A 14,365-nucleotide genomic window follows, 5' to 3' on the forward strand; every position below is an offset into this window, starting at 1 on the left:
CTTTCAGGCGTGCGTCCGGACCTGAAACTCGAATAGAATAGCGAACATGAAACTCCGCACCGTTCTGTTGGCGGGCCTGGTCCTCGCCCTCCCCCTGTGCGCCGGGGACAAGCCCGGCAAATGGATCAAAATGTTCAACGGCAAGACCCTGGACGGTTGGAAGGCGAACGAACACCCCGACAGCTGGACCGTGGTGAAGGAAGACGGCAAAATGTGTATCAAGGGTCACGATGCCGCCAGCCACCTCTTCTGGATGACCAAAGAGTGCACTAACTGCGAGTTCAAGGCCGAGTTCAAGATCATGGAAGGCTCGAACAGCGGCATGTACTTCCGCACCGCGTTCGGCCCCGGCTTCCCCAAGGGCTATGAAGCCCAGGTCAACGCCACCCATCGCGATCCGGTCAAGACCGGCAGCCTTTATAACTTCCACAAGAACCTCGAGAGCCCGACCAAGCCCGGCGAGTGGGGCGTCCAGCACATCATCGCCGACGGCAATCACATCATCATCAAGGTGAACGACAAGGTCATCACGGACTTCGTCGACGAGAAGAACACCTTCATGAAGGGCTACATCGCCCTGCAGCAGCACGATCCCAAGAGCTCGGTCTTCTACAAGAACCTGATGTTCCGCGAGATCCCGCCCGCCGCTGCCGCAAAGAAATAACCGGTTCGTTACATCTATCTCGAACATCTTCGCCGAAAGGCCGTCTTTACGGGTTGGAGGTTACGCGATGACTCTTCGCACCATCTCCGCCCTAGGGGCGGCCTTTCTTCTTGCGACGGCCCTGGCGCCGGCACAGGAAAAGAAACTCACCTGTGACGACCGCGGGAACGACAGCCGCCACCGTGTCTGCGACCTGCGCGAGATGAATGTCGCCTATTCCGGACGCCTGGAGGTCGATGCGGCACCCAACGGCGGCATCCGCATTGTGGCCTGGGACCGCAACGAAATTCTGCTCCGCGCCAAAGTGGAAGCCTGGGGCGACAGCGACTCAGAATCGCGCGACCGCCTGAACCAGGTCCACGTTCTCACCAGCGGCTCCACCGTGAAGTCCGATGGCCCCAAGTCCACCACGTTCGGCATCCGGACCGGCGACCAGAAGTGGAGCGTCAGCTACGAGGCCTTCGTCCCCCGCAAAATCGACCTCAAGCTGGATTCCGTCAATGGCGGCATCAACGTCTCCGACGTCCGCGGCAACCTGAAGTTCCAGACCGTCAACGGCGGCATCACCCTCTCCGGCGTGAACGGCACCGTCAAGGGTGAAACCGTGAATGGCGGCGTACATGTCGACATCGCGGGCACCCGCTGGGAAGGCGAAGGGCTGGAAGTCGAGACGGTGAATGGCGGAGTCGTCCTCTCCGTTCCTGCGACTTTTTCGGCCGACGTCCATGCCCAGACCGTCAACGGTGGCATGACCACCAACATCGACGGCGCCGTAGTGGAAGGCAAATGGGGCCCCAAGAAAATGGATCTGCGCGTAGGCGGCGGCGGACCAAGAGTGAGCGTCTCCACCGTCAACGGCGGCGTTCAGATCAAGAGAAAAGCCTAACTCCAGTTCGAAATTGAAGCAAAAGAGGCCGGCCCTGCATGCCGGCCTCTATTTTTGCCCCGCCGGGTTTCTAGGCCCGGAACTTGAACACTGCGTCCTTGATCGGCAGTCCCACCACTTCGATCCGCGACAGGTCACGCGTCCCCACCCCGTGCATCTCGGCCAGCTTCAGCGAGCTGTCGCAGCGCTCAAACGGCGGCGTCCCGCGCTCGGCCATCGGATCGAAACCCATCACCGCCGTACCCACCGCATCCGTACACGCTGCATTCGTTCCGACAATCAGGATCCCCGGATTCACCGCGCGCAGCCTTCCGCCATTCCAGGGCCCCTCGCCACCGGTCATCGTGGAGATGCCGTCGATGATGGCCAGGTGAATGGGCCGCGCCGCCGCAATGTCGGCCACGATCCGCGGCATGCGGTACTTGTCTGCCCTGGGCGACTTCGGATCCCGCTCCGGCTCGGCAATGGCCGCCGGTTGCCGTGCGCCGGCATGCATGATGGTGCCCCGGCCGCCGCGCGCCGTCCCCTCGTCCGCATCGTCCTTGGCGGCATGATCGCCATAAATCGTCAGCGGCGTGGCGCCGAACATATTCTTCATCGAGAGCGTGACGCCGCAGGTCGCATGCTCCTTCAGTTTGGCCAGCGACACCAGGACGTCAACCTCCTCATAGGAGTGGTTCAGCATGATCGACGGGAAGATATGGCCGCCATTGGGAGTCTTGAACCGCGAATACTTGCCGCCCTTGCCCAGCGTGTTCGTATTCTCCATGTCGACCCGCGCGGCCGCATTCAGCAGCGGCGATGGATCCCAACCCACCTCGATCAGGAACTCCTCCATCGGATCATCGCAGGCGAAGCACCCTTCCAGGATGCGGATGCGCTGCGCTCCGGCCTGGCCCATCAGCCGGACGACTGACCCCACCACCGCCGGATGCGTGTACTGCGCCAACTCCGCCGGCGTGTTGCCCAGGCGTTGCCGGGGTGAGCCCGTCAGGTTGATCTTGATCCCCACCGTCTTGCCCGCCACCAGCCGGCTGAGGCCGCCCAGTTGGTCGAACATGGTTTTCAGCGTGGGCGTCAGCGCCGTACCGTAATCGGGACAGCGCGCAATGCTGACAGGAGCCGCCGGTGCGGGCGCAGCCGCGAACAGCGGAAGTGCGGTAGCGGACGCCGCGGCAAAGAAATGGCGGCGTGAAATCCCAGGGGCCATGTGTCTATGCATGGTGAGTTAGCTCCAATTCTACGGCACAGTAGACGGAAAAGGTGGGCAGGTAGACTTCCTGCTGCCCGGGTTCGCGATGGATTTCCAGCGCAACTGCCTGCGGTTTTTCGGGCGTATAGGCCTTGGCCCCCTTAATCGCCTGCCAGGTTTGCAGGCTCACCTGGTGCGCTGGCATGCGGCCCGCGTAGTTCAAGAGATGGGCCAGCCATTTCCCTCCGTCGGTCGATTGTGTCTGGTAGCAGGTGATCGATCCGCCGTTGAACAGGCGCAGCGCGTCATGCCGCCGGCTCATCAGCAGGTGCGTATCCTGCGCTACGACAAACTGGTCGTCCCAGTCCGCTTTGCTCACCGCCACCCGTCCCTTGCCGCACTCCAGCAGCGTATAGCGCGGATGCTGTTCGCGGGACGGTCGCGTGTTCCTGATCGCCGCGGCCGGACCCTTCATGCAGAGCAGCAGCCCGCCGGCTTCGACGAACTTCTGCACCAGCGGCACCATCGACGCCGGCATCGCGTCGCCATCGGCATACAGGACCGCCCGCCGGCCGGCCAGGTCGGACGCGGCCAGTTTCGCTTTCTCCACCGGGAGGAAGGCCAGATTGCGCCGCGCCGACAGATTCAGCACTTCGCCCGAATTGTATTCGTTGGCCCCCGAGAAATCGGAGACGATCAACAGCCGCGCCAGCGCCGGCCATGTGCCCCATGCACTGTGCGACTCCAGCCAGCGCTCGAACTCCATCAACTTCCGCCAGTCCGACAAGGCCGCCGTATTCGCCTTCGCCAGCCCTTCGACCATGGCGTGCGGCAGCCAGATGGGCCGGCGCGCTCCATACGCGGACGCTTCGCAGGCGGCCAGAAGGTAGGTGGAGAAGTTCAGCGTCTCGGGCTTCTCGGGCGGCGGCGCCTTCATCCAGACCGGACGGCCGGCTGCGCGGCAGCGCGCCAGTTGCAGCATCCACCCGTTGGCATCCAGCCAGGGTGCGCCCGTGGGCCCGCCCTGCACGCCGTCAGCGGAATTGGACTGCGATTTGATCGACAGGTCCGGCCACACCCCGTCATTGATGGCGACGATTTCGGCGCCCGAGCGCCAATTTACTTCCTTCCACGAACTCCAGGGGATTTGTGCCGGGCATTCCAGCTTGCGTCCCACAGCGGCCGTGCGGATTTCAGGTGCTGCGCCTTCTGGCAAAAGTAGGGTATTAATGGGGCCGCCATCCAGCAGTTTGAGCAGATCCGGGCTCCGCCACGACGCCGGCCATTCGAACGGAATAGATGAGGATAAAGACATCTGGTACCGCAACAATTGTATTGCGGTACCAGCCCGGTTGCACCGGGTCGAAAGTTACTTCTTCTCGAAGCCGGGCGCAATCGACAGCGCCAGGTAGTTCATCACCGGACTCTCGTTGCGGCAGGCGTCGAGATACGCATTGCGCAGCAACTGCTCCTTACGCGTCCTCAACGTCTCACGGATGTTCTGCTGCACGCGCGGATCGTCCAGTTCGCGCTGGCCCGCCGGTTCGCGCGCCACCATCTTCAGGATGTGATACCCGCCCGCATTGCGGATGGGCGTCGAGACCTGTCCGGGCAGCAGCGTCATGATCGCTTTGCGCGTGTCCGGATCGGCCTGCGCCAGGCTCGATTCCTGCACATAGCCGACGTCGCCGCCATTGGCCGCGCTCTGCGGATCCTCGCTGAACGCCTGCGCCAGGGTCGAGAAGTCCTCGCCCTGCTTCAGCCGCGCTTCAATCATGAGGATCTTCTTGCGCGCCTGGTCTTCATTCTGCGCCTTGTTCCCCGAGAGGTTTCTCACGTTCGGATCCGGTCCCGGCGTCACCACAATGCGCGCCACGTGGTACATCGTCTCCGGGAACCGGAAGCTCGCCTTGTTGGCGGCATAAAACTCGTTGACATCCTTGTCGCTGATGTTGATCTGGTTTCCGATCTCGCGGTTCACCAGCTTCTCAATCGTCAGCCGCCGCCGGATCTGCGACTTCAGCTCGTCCATGTTCATGCCTTGGGCGTCGAGCTGCTTCTGGAACTCTTCCTGCGTGTACGGCGCTTTCAACTGGCTCAGCCGCGAATCCACCTCGTCGTCCTTCGCCAGCAGCGACAACTTCTCGGCGCGTTGCAGGAAAATTTCCTCGTCGATCATTGTCCGCAGCAGTTCCAGCTTCTGAAACTGCACCTGGTCCGGGGAGGCGCCCTCCGGCTGTTGCGGGAATTGCCGCTTGAACTGGCGATCGAGATCCGCAAAGGTGATGGCCCGGCCGTTCACGGTGGCGGCCACGTTCGGCGGCACTCTCGACTTACAGGCCGCTCCCACCAACCCGAGTGTCAGCAGGAGTAAAGACGCGTTTCTTCTCGTATTCATGAACTGTCTCATTGTAGCCGAGCCTGCATGAGCGGTTTCAGCTTCAGATTCCGAAACTCGATCCGATACCCTTCACCTTCCAAACCTATGTAGCCGCGATCCAACTGGCAGTATTTGTACTGGTTGACTACCGCGCCGTTCACCCACGAGGTGAGCACCGGGCCCTGGGCGGTGACTTCCAGAGTATTCCATTCGCCCGCGATCTTCACCCGTTGTTCCACCAGTTGGCCGCTCAGGTCAAACCGCCGCTTCAGCCCGCCCACGTGGATGTAGCCGAAGAAATAGCCGCCCTGCTTGCTGCCGATCTGGTTCTGGTACCACAGGCTGTAGTCCCCCAGCGTCCGTACGAAGACCCCGCTGTTATACCGCGGGTTGCCTTCTACCGGGACATAGCGGAACTCGACATGGAACACGAAATCGCCCTGTTCCTGGTCGTACCGCAGCCAGTCGTGCCCGCGATTGCCTTCACACTCCAGCACGCCGTCCGCGCGCATCTTCCATTGCGAAGCCTCGGCCCGCGGATCAGGGGTGATCCCCAGCCGGGTCCAGCCCTGCAATTGAGGGCCGGGCGAAACATCCACCCAGCCCTTTGGTTCGCGCTCCAGCGCGCTCTGCTCCTGTGCGGGCAGGAGAAGCGCGCTGACGGCGAATATCAGGAAACTATGCGAGTAACTCACGGACTTTCTCCAAATCGGCGGGATCGCCGAACTTGGCCGTCTTGATGCCTGGTTCGATCTGCCGCAGCAGACCGCACAACACCGCCCCGGCGCCCACTTCCACGGCCCGGTCCACACCATACGCCGCCAGCTTGTGCATCGCATCGGTCCAGCGCACAGCGCCGGGCACCTGCAGGTACAAGCCCTGGCGGGCGTCGTCGCCGGCCAGGATCTCCCGCGCTTCCACGTTATTGATCAGCGGCACGGCCAGATAGGCGAATTCGCAGCTGTCCAGGTCGCCCTTCAAACGCTGCTGGGCCGGTTCCATGAGCGAACAGTGGAATGGAGCGCTCACCGGCAGCGGCACCGCGCGCTTCGCCCCGGCCGCCTTGAAAGCTTCGCTGGCGCGCGCCACCGCCCCGGCATGGCCCGCGATCACCAACTGGTCCGGCGAGTTGAAATTGGCCGCGGAAACCACTTCCCCTTGCGCCGCTTCGGCCAGAATCGCTTCCAGTTTGTCCAGCGGCGGCTTGAGGATCGCCGCCATCGCCCCCACCCCCGCCGGTACGGCTTCCTGCATGTACAGCCCGCGCTGGCGCACCAGCCGGACCGCATCGGCGAACTTCAATGAGCCCGCCGCGACCAGGGCGGAATATTCGCCCAGGCTGTGGCCCGCCACAATCGCCGGAGCGTAGCCGTTCTCGCGCAGCACCGCCAGCGCCGCAATCGATACCGTCAACAACGCCGGTTGTGTGTTTTGAGTCAGTCTCAGCTGATCGTCGGGGCCCTCAAAGCACAGCTTCGAGATCGGATAGGCGAGCGCGTCGTCGGCTTCCTGGAAAACCGCTTTTGCGGCCGGGTAGGCATCAGCCAACGCTTTACCCATGCCGGTGGCCTGTGAGCCTTGGCCCGGGAAGAGGAATGCGATTTTGGACATACGAACCTTTTATTCTAGCCGATGGAGTATGCGCGCATCAGGAATCTATACGATCTGTTGCAGGCAAATGACTTGTGTGGGCCGGTCCAACACCTGGCCGTCCTAAACTCCGGCCAGCATGCGCTGGATCGAGGCCACCAGGTCGCTGGGATTGAATGGCTTCTGGATCATCGGCAGGGCACGCGCCGCCTGCGCTTCCTGCTCCTCGCCCATCGATTCCTGGTCCACGAAACCGGACATCAGCAGCACGGGGAAGTCTTGGCTCTGCTGCCGTACCCAGGCGGCCAGTTCGATCCCGCTGCGGCCTGGCATCACCACGTCTGTCAGCAGCAGGTCGATCGGCTCCGGTTGCTGCCGCCAGATCTTCTCCGCCTGATCTACATTGCCCGCTTCCATGACGGTGTAGCCCGCCTGCTCGAGAATCGTCCGAACCAGGAAGCGGACGTCCTTCTGGTCTTCCACCAGCAGAATCCGGCCCCCCATCACACCCGTGTGGGCAGTCGCGGGCGGCGCCGCCTCGAGAGTCGCCTTCTCCCCTGTCGGTGCCGCCACTGCGGGAAAGAGAATCTTGAACGTCGTACCCAACCCCGGAACCGACTGCACCACGATGTGCCCGCCGCTCTGGGTAACGACCCCGTATACCGTGGCCAGTCCCAGGCCCGTGCCTCGTCCCTGTTCCTTGGTCGAGAAGAAGGGCTCGAATAGCCGCCGCTGTGTCTCCTCGTCCATCCCTTCACCCGTGTCCGCCACGATCAGTTCGACAAAGGCGCCAGGCGGTACGTTCGGGTAGTTCTGGGACTGCGCTGCATTCACCTCTACGTTTCTCGTGGCAATCCGCAGGGCCCCACCCGCCGGCATCGCATCGCGCGCATTCAGCGTCAGGTTCATCAGCACCTGCTGCGCCTGGCCCGCGTCACCTTCGATGCGGCACAGGTCCGTGCCCGGTTCAATCACCAGCACCACGCTTTCGCCCATCAGGCGGCGCAGGATCGTCTCCAGTGAGGTCACGATTTCATTCAGGTCCAGGATCTCCATCCGCAGTTGCTGCGAACGGCTGAAGGCCAGCAATTGCTGGGTGAGCAGGGCCGCCTGTTGCCCGGCCCGCCGGATCTCCGACAACATTTGCATGCGCCGCGGATCCATGTGGCCGCCGCGTTCTAGCACCTCCGCATAACCGTTGATCACTGTGAGCAGATTGTTGAAATCGTGGGCGATGCCGCCGGCCAGCCGCCCCAGGCTCTCCAGCCGCTGCGCCTGGCGCAACTGCTCTTCCAGCCGGTGCCGGTCCGTGACATCCTGCGAGAACGACACAACCCCGATGGTCTCGCCCATGGCATCCCGCCGCGGCACTTTGTCGGTGAACAGCAACCGCACCTCGCCATTCGCCGCGTTTACCTTTTCCAGGATGCCCAGCTTGGGCGCACCTGTGCGCAGAACCTCCAGGTCGTCCTGGAAATAGCGGCCCGCGAACTGCGGGAACAGCTCCTCCAGGGTCCGGCCCTCCACCGCCTCCGGCGCCAGCCCCAGGTCCAGCGTCACCTGGCGGTTGATGCGCAGGCACCGGTTCTGCGTGTCCTTGATCCAGATCTGCGTGGGCGCCAGATTGAAGATCGTCTCGTAATCGTCCTTCTGCCGCCTCAGCTTCTCCTCAATGCCGCGCCGTTCCGCAATCTCCGCTTTGAGGATGTGATTCGCCTGGTCCAGTTCCGAGGTGCGCTCGACAATCCGCTGCTCCATCTCCTGATAGGCCACGCGCATCGCCGCCGCATGGTCCGCCGCCCGGCCGCGGGCTGCCCTGATGCGGGCAAGCCAGACGCCCAGCAGGATCAGGCCCAGCACGGCCAGGCCCCGGAACAGCAGCGTCTCGTAGAAATGGGGCTTCAGTTCCACCGCCGTGATCGGCCCGCCGCCCACCCAATCGCTCTCGTTGCTCGCCACTTCCACGCGGAAGACATACCGGCCCGGTGGCAGATTGGTGTAGAACGCAGACCTCCGGTTGCCGGCCTCCACCCACTCACTGTCGAAGCCGTCCAGGCGATAGCGGAACCGCAGCCCCTCAGGAGCCCGCAGGCTCAGCGAATGGTACCGGAACTCCAGATCTCCGGCGCCGGGGGCCAACGTCACCTCCTGCCCCGGCAGGTAGCTGCGCTGCCCGGTCCAGATCTCTTCTACAACGGCCGGAGGAGGCGGGCTTTGGATTTGCAGGCGGCTGGGGTCTACCATCGCCACTCCGCGTACCGTGGGAATCCACAGGCGGCCATCCCGGCCGCGCCACCCCATGGGATGGCCGCCCCCGCCGCCGTTGCACTCGCTGCTGCGCAATCCATCGGCCAAGCCATACAGCCGGAACCGGACGCGTTTTTGCGGATGCCCCGCGGCCTCCAATAACTCCTGGCGGGACGCCCTCAGCACGCCGCGATCACTCGTCATCCAGAGTTGGCCCTGGGCGTCTTCGAGGACCTGATAAAGCACCTCGACCGGCATCCCATTCGCGCCGTCGATCTTCTGCCAAACCCCGTTGAGCTGAATCCGCAGGCCCTGCCCGTTCGTAGTGGCCCACAACACGCCGGCGCTGTCTTCATACAAGGCATGCGATTTCGGCAGCCGGGCGCCAGTTGCATCCCGTTGGAACTCCAGCCGAGAGCCGGTCAGCCGCGCGATTCCGTCCGAGCCCGCGGTCCAGACACTGCCATCGCGCCTCACCAGCAGGTCGCTATGATGCAGATCCGACCCATCCGCCACCGGCGCCACCGGGTTGCTCCAAACCCCGTTCCGGCGCACCCGCAGCCCCGCATTGGTGGTCAGCCACAACGCACCATTGCCATCTTCCGCCATGGCCAGGACGTCCGCCTGGTCGGCCTCAGCGTCCATAGGGATCCGCAGGAACCGGCCATTGCGCCACGTCCATAGACCCTTGTGATTGAACCCTGCCAGCGGCGTGCCGTCCCTCTGCTCCCCAATCGAGAGCGCCACGTCCGACGGCATCCCGCTTGCGGCTCCGAAGGGCGTCACCACGCCGTCCGTCAGCCGGCTGAGCCCGCCGCCGTTGGTCGCCGCCCAGATTTCACCGCTCCGCATCTCGCGAATCGAGAAGACGAAATCACTGGCCAGCCCCTCTTCCCTCGACCAGTTCACAAAACGGCCGTCCTTCAGCCGGTCCAGCCCTCCGCCAAATAAACCCACCCAGAGGCTGCCTTCCCGATCCTCCAGCAACTGCCGGATGTAGTTGTCGCCCAGGCCATTCGCGGTGGTGAACGACTCGAATCGCCCCGCGAAGTAGCGGTTCAGCGCGTTGCCCGTGCCCACCCAGAGATTCCCGTCGCGGTCTTCCACAATGCTCCGGACGACAGTGCCTTTCAGGCCTTGCGGTGCGCCGAAGTACTCCAGCCGGCCGCCCGTCCAACGCGCCAGGCCCTTGCCGCCGGTCCCAATCCAAAGCTGCCCGCGCCGGTCTTCCAGAAATGCATTGATCAGCACCGGTCCCAGTTCTGTCGCGAATTCAGGCCGTATCACCCGGCCATTCACAATGTGCGAGACGCCCTTGTCCGTGCCGATCCAGGCTCCGTCAGCCCGTCCCAGCACCGCGCGAACCGTATTGTCCGCCACTCCCTCGGCTTTCGCGAAGACCCGTGCCTTGCCGTCCTTCAGCGCCGTGACGCCCGCCCCAAATGAACCTATCCACAAGGTGCCGTCCGGACCCATCGACAGCGATCGGACAGAATCGCTGGCGAGCCCCTCATTCTTTCCGAAATGATGCAGTTCGCTATTCCGCCAGGAAGTGACCCCGCCCTCCGATTGCCCGATCCACAGAGTCCCGTCTTTCCCTACGGCCAGGTCCGAAATGTTGTTGTGCTTGAGGGCCGGAGTGTCGGCGGTTCGAAACGTACGAAAACGTACTCCATCAAACCGCACAATACCGTCGCGCGTGCCCAGCCAGAGGTAGCCGTCCGGCGTTTGGGCCAGCGCCTGCACTGTGCCTTGCCTGAGCCCTTCCTTGACGTGCCAGTGCTCCAATACATACTGGCTGATACTCTTGGCAGGCGTCAGGGCCCAACTCCTGTCGATTGTGCATACTACGCCAATCGCCAGGCCGAGTTTGATAGCGGAAAACAAGCGCAGTTTCACCGGCTTTGAACTCGCAACTCCCTTATGCCATTTCCATCGGCGGAACGTGGACTGTACGACATAGGGGCCCGTCTGCCCGTCCTCACCATACACGATTCGCTGCTGAGATGGCAGGTTTGCTCGTTCCGGGGTAACTTCGGATACCCTGGGAACACCATTTACTTCCAGGAGCACTGTCTTCGTGCGGTTAAGTGAAATTTGCGTTCAGCGGCCCGTCTTCGCCTTCATGCTCATCATGTTCCTGGTGGTCATGGGCTTCTTCAGCTTCGTGGATCTCGGCGTTGATTTGTTTCCACGTACCGATCCCGCCACGGTCTATGTGAATTTCCGGTTGCCCGGCGCAAGTCCGGAAGAAGTCGTTTCCCAGGTGGTCATGCCTCTCGAAGAGGCGGTTTCCTCCGTCAGCGGAATCGATGAACTGCGCGCCGTGGTGAGCGAAGGTGGCGGCTTCGTTATTGTCACCTTCACCCTCGAGAAGGACATCAACGAAGCTGTCGACGACGTTCGCGAGAAAGTCTCTTCCGCCGTCCGCCAGATGCCGCAGAATGTCCTGCCGCCCGTCGTGCGCAAAGCCGACCCGGATTCCGATCCCGTGGTCACCATCGCCTTGAGTGGCGATGTCAGCCTGCGCGAACTCACGGAAGTGGCCGACAAAATCGTGCGCCGCGACATCGAGACCGTGGATGGCGTCGCTTCGGCCGACATCTACGGCGGCCGCAACCGCCAGATCAACATGATGCTCGACCTCAACAAGCTGAATGGCTACAACCTGACAGCCCAGGAGGTGGAGCGCGCCATCCAGACGGAAAACGTCGAATCCCCCGGCGGCCGCATCGTCCGCGGGCCCAGCGAACTGGGCGTCCGCACCATGGGCCGCGTCGAGACCGTCGAGCAGTTCAATAACATCATCATCAAGAATGCCAACGGCGTGCCCATCCGGCTGAAGGATGTCGGCTACGCCGAAGACGGCATGGCCGAAAAGCGGACGTTCGCCTACTACCAGGGCAAACCCGCCGTCCTCATCGATATCAAGCGGCAGACCGGCACCAACACCGTGAAGGTGGTGGACGCCGCGCTGGAACGCATCGGCCAGCTCGGCAAACGCCTGCCGCCCGGCCTGAAACTCAGCGTCATCAAGGAAACCGCTACTTACATTAAGAAGTCCGTCGAGAGCCTGGAAGAGCACCTGGTCCTCGGCAGCCTGCTGGCCTCGTTCATCATCTGGCTGTTCATCCGCGACTGGCGCACCGTACTCATCAGCTCCATCGCCATCCCGACCTCCATCATCACCACCTTTACCGTGATGCGGTATCTCGACTACACCCTGAACTCGATGACACTACTGGCTTTAACACTAGCCGTAGGTATCGTTATCGACGACGCGATCATCGTTCTCGAGAACATCTACCGCTACATGGAGGCCGATCCCGACATCGATCCGAAACGTGCCGCGGTGGATGCCACCAAGGAGATCTCGATGGCCGTGGTGGCCACCACCATTTCCCTGGTCATCATCTTCGTGCCCATCGCCTTCGTAACGGGCTACGCCAAGCGCTACCTCAACCAGTTCGGCTGGACCATGTCGGTTTCGATCCTGGTGTCGATGTTGGTCGCCTTCACCCTCACGCCCACGCTCAGCGCCCGCATCCTGAAGATTAAGAAACACAAAAAGTCCGGCGAGCCCCACCACGGCCACCAGTCCACTGTCCTGGAGCGCGGTTATGTCCGCCTGCTGGACTGGTCACTCGGCCACCGCTGGGCAATCGTCCTACTCTGCGTCATCACCTTCAGCTCAACCTTTGTCCTGAACCGCTATATTGGCCGCGACTGGATGCCGCAGGAAGACCAGAGCGAACTCGGCCTGCAGATGGAACTGCCCGAAGGCTCGTCTCTCGAAGCCACGGAACGCCTGGCCATGGAAGTCACGCGCAAGGTAGAAAAGGTGCCGGGCGTCATGACCGTGGTGCCCTCCAGCGCCGGCTTCATCGACCGCGTCACCATGGCCCGCTTCACCATCCTGCTGGTGCCGCCCGGCCAGCGCGGCCCCCTCAACGAGACCGCCCAGGCCATCCGCGCCATCATGAAGGATTACGCTTACGCCCGTCCGGCGGTGAGTTTCCCCAACGTGCTGGGCGGCCGCGATACGTTCTCACCCATCCGCGCCACCCTGCTGGGCGCCGACTTCGCCAAATTGGCGCCCATTGCGCGCGGCATGCTCACTGAGCTGTTGAAACAGCCGGAGTTGGCCGATATGCGCGCCAACCTGAACTTCAATAATCCGGAACTGCAGGTGCAGATCGACCGCCAACTCGCCAGCGACCTGGGCGTCCGCGTCTCCGACGTAGCCACCGCCGTTCGCCTGCTGATGTCCGGTGAAGACGAGATCTCCACTTACAAGGAGTTGGGCGAACAATACCTGGTCACCGTGCGCCTGATGCCCGGCCAGCGCGACGATCCCGAGGTTCTCAGCCGCCTGCTGGTGCCCTCCGCCCGCCTGGGCCTGATCCGTCTCGACTCCATCGCCAAGCTGGAACGCGGCCTTGGCCCGAGCCGCATCGACCGTGTGGCCCGCCAGTACGGTATCGGTTTCTACGGCAACCCTGCTCCGGGCGTGACGCTCGATGCCGCTGCCAACGCCGTGAACCGCGTAGTCGATCAGGTTGACCTGCCGGTCGGCTACCGCCTGATTTTTGCCGGGCAGGTGAAGATTCTGGAAGAGACTACCATCAATATGATCCTGGCCATTGGCTTGGCTTCGATCTTCATGTACATGGTGCTGGCGGCTCAGTTCGAGAGCCTGATCCATCCGTTCATCATCCTGCTGACTCTCCCGCTTTCGATTCCATTCGCCCTGCTCAGCCTGATTGCGACGGGCCGTTCCCTGAATCTTTTCAGTGCGTTGGGCATCCTCCTCCTGCTGGGCATCGTGAAGAAGAACGGTATTCTTCAAATCGACTGTATGAACCGGCTGCTGCGGGAGGGCATGCCCTTGAAAGAGGCCATCCTGGAAGCCAATCGCATCCGTTTGCGGCCCATTCTGATGACCACGTTTTCGATCATTGCCGGCCTGATTCCTACTGCAATTGCCGTAGGAACCGGTGCGGCCACCCGCTCGGCCATCGCCGTGACAATCATCGGCGGCCAGACTCTGTGCCTGATGCTGACGCTGCTGGTGGTGCCCGTAGGCTATTCGTTTGTTGAAGGTGCGCGGCTTCGCTGGGCCCGGCGGCATAGCGAGCCGGTTCATGTGCCGGTCGCTGGCGATTGATGGAACCTATAGGAGTATCTAGGGATTGCTATTCCGGTAGCACCCATGATTAGCTGAAAGTAGATGAAAAAACCAAGTACCCGCGCGAAGTCTCCTGCCACCCCCCGGCAACCTGTGCGGGCCAAGGGAGCCAAGAAAGGCGCCCGCTGCGTTGTCTGCGGCGCCGATGTCGCTCCGTTCTCCACCGAAGAATTGTGTTGGGTCTGTCGACGCCTTAAAATCAGCGCCTGGCGTGATGT

At 62.6% G+C, this 14,365-nt stretch carries 9 protein-coding genes; 3 read left to right on the top strand and 6 right to left on the bottom strand.

The annotated features are described in order from the left end of the window. Positions 1-46: 46 nt before the first annotated feature. Together ACR9Y2_RS18090 and ACR9Y2_RS18095 are read left to right on the top strand one after the other, a co-directional pair. Positions 47-664, top strand: coding sequence for a 3-keto-disaccharide hydrolase (locus ACR9Y2_RS18090; protein WP_435042931.1), 618 nt, complete (start codon positions 47-49; stop codon positions 662-664). A gap of 67 nt (positions 665-731) precedes the next feature. Next, on the top strand, positions 732-1,550 hold the full coding sequence (locus tag ACR9Y2_RS18095) for a DUF4097 family beta strand repeat-containing protein (RefSeq protein WP_435042932.1): 819 nt from the start codon (positions 732-734) through the stop codon (positions 1,548-1,550). 70 nt (positions 1,551-1,620) lie between these two features. Here ACR9Y2_RS18095 and ACR9Y2_RS18100 read toward each other — a convergent pair whose 3' ends face one another. The 6 genes from ACR9Y2_RS18100 to ACR9Y2_RS18125 all read right to left on the bottom strand — a co-directional run bounded on the left by ACR9Y2_RS18100 (position 1,621) and on the right by ACR9Y2_RS18125 (position 10,846). Further along, positions 1,621-2,772, bottom strand: coding sequence for a DUF362 domain-containing protein (locus ACR9Y2_RS18100; RefSeq protein ID WP_435042933.1), 1,152 nt, complete (start codon positions 2,770-2,772; stop codon positions 1,621-1,623). Beyond that, entirely contained in the window at positions 2,765-4,057 is a 1,293-nt protein-coding gene (locus ACR9Y2_RS18105; RefSeq protein ID WP_435042935.1) for a hypothetical protein, read from the bottom strand. Before ACR9Y2_RS18105 ends, ACR9Y2_RS18100 begins: the two co-directional genes overlap by 8 nt. Before the next feature lie 54 nt (positions 4,058-4,111). Further along, positions 4,112-5,140, bottom strand: coding sequence for a peptidylprolyl isomerase (locus tag ACR9Y2_RS18110; protein ID WP_435042936.1), 1,029 nt, complete (start codon positions 5,138-5,140; stop codon positions 4,112-4,114). 8 nt (positions 5,141-5,148) lie between these two features. Beyond that, entirely contained in the window at positions 5,149-5,817 is a 669-nt protein-coding gene (locus tag ACR9Y2_RS18115) for a 3-keto-disaccharide hydrolase (protein ID WP_435042937.1), read from the bottom strand. After that, a complete protein-coding gene (gene fabD / locus ACR9Y2_RS18120) occupies positions 5,801-6,733 on the bottom strand; it encodes an ACP S-malonyltransferase (protein ID WP_435042938.1) in 933 nt (310 codons plus the stop codon). The genes ACR9Y2_RS18115 and fabD overlap by 17 nt, the downstream gene beginning before the upstream one ends. Before the next feature lie 102 nt (positions 6,734-6,835). After that, positions 6,836-10,846, bottom strand: a complete 4,011-nt coding sequence (locus ACR9Y2_RS18125) for a two-component regulator propeller domain-containing protein (protein ID WP_435042939.1) — start codon at positions 10,844-10,846, stop codon at positions 6,836-6,838. A 193-nt stretch (positions 10,847-11,039) separates the two neighbouring features. Between ACR9Y2_RS18125 and ACR9Y2_RS18130 the strand changes: the two genes are divergently transcribed. Beyond that, complete coding sequence (locus ACR9Y2_RS18130) at positions 11,040-14,126, top strand: efflux RND transporter permease subunit (protein ID WP_435042941.1); 3,087 nt, start codon at positions 11,040-11,042, stop codon at positions 14,124-14,126. Positions 14,127-14,365: the final 239 nt, after the last annotated feature.

This window comes from Paludibaculum fermentans, assembly GCF_051172195.1.
GTDB classification, from domain to species: domain Bacteria; phylum Acidobacteriota; class Terriglobia; order Bryobacterales; family Bryobacteraceae; genus Paludibaculum; species Paludibaculum fermentans_A.

Coding starts and splice junctions, on each gene's coding strand:
- ACR9Y2_RS18090 (WP_435042931.1), top strand. CDS start 47: ATGAAACTCCGCACCGTTCTGTTGGCGGGCCTGGTCCTCGCCCTCCCC.
- ACR9Y2_RS18095 (WP_435042932.1), top strand. CDS start 732: ATGACTCTTCGCACCATCTCCGCCCTAGGGGCGGCCTTTCTTCTTGCG.
- ACR9Y2_RS18100 (WP_435042933.1), bottom strand. CDS start 2,772: ATGCATAGACACATGGCCCCTGGGATTTCACGCCGCCATTTCTTTGCC.
- ACR9Y2_RS18105 (WP_435042935.1), bottom strand. CDS start 4,057: ATGTCTTTATCCTCATCTATTCCGTTCGAATGGCCGGCGTCGTGGCGG.
- ACR9Y2_RS18110 (WP_435042936.1), bottom strand. CDS start 5,140: ATGAATACGAGAAGAAACGCGTCTTTACTCCTGCTGACACTCGGGTTG.
- fabD (WP_435042938.1), bottom strand. CDS start 6,733: ATGTCCAAAATCGCATTCCTCTTCCCGGGCCAAGGCTCACAGGCCACC.